Origin of the sequence: Psychrobacter sp. I-STPA6b, from assembly GCF_020662265.1 — a bacterium.
GTDB lineage: Bacteria > Pseudomonadota > Gammaproteobacteria > Pseudomonadales > Moraxellaceae > Psychrobacter.
Window position 1 is genome coordinate 1 of sequence record NZ_VEWM01000096.1, and the last position, 299, is coordinate 299.

Consider the following 299-nt stretch of genomic DNA (forward strand, 5'->3'; position numbering starts at 1 on the left):
GTTTTTTACGATGAAAAAAATGGTTACGGTAATGGTGGTGGATATGATAATCAAATTGCTGCCGATGCTTGGGATAATTATAAATATATGAATGTGTATATTCAGGCAGAATTATATGCTGATGGTGATAGTGGTCAATCTGGTGTTGCTTGGTATCCTAACAGCTCAATGTCGGATGCAAATACTGCAAGAGTTGTATATAATGGTGCTTATTTACACGGAAATACGGGAAAAGAATTTGCTTCTGTATTTACTCATGAATTTGGTCACTTCTTTAACCTTATACATACATTTCAAGG

1 protein-coding gene is annotated in these 299 nt (G+C 34.8%); it reads left to right on the forward strand.

Annotation, left to right across the window (positions count from 1 at the left end; genetic code table 11):
- Positions 1-299 (forward strand): M43 family zinc metalloprotease (locus FHK88_RS12200; protein ID WP_264480678.1); only part of this gene is annotated, 299 nt, incomplete at both ends.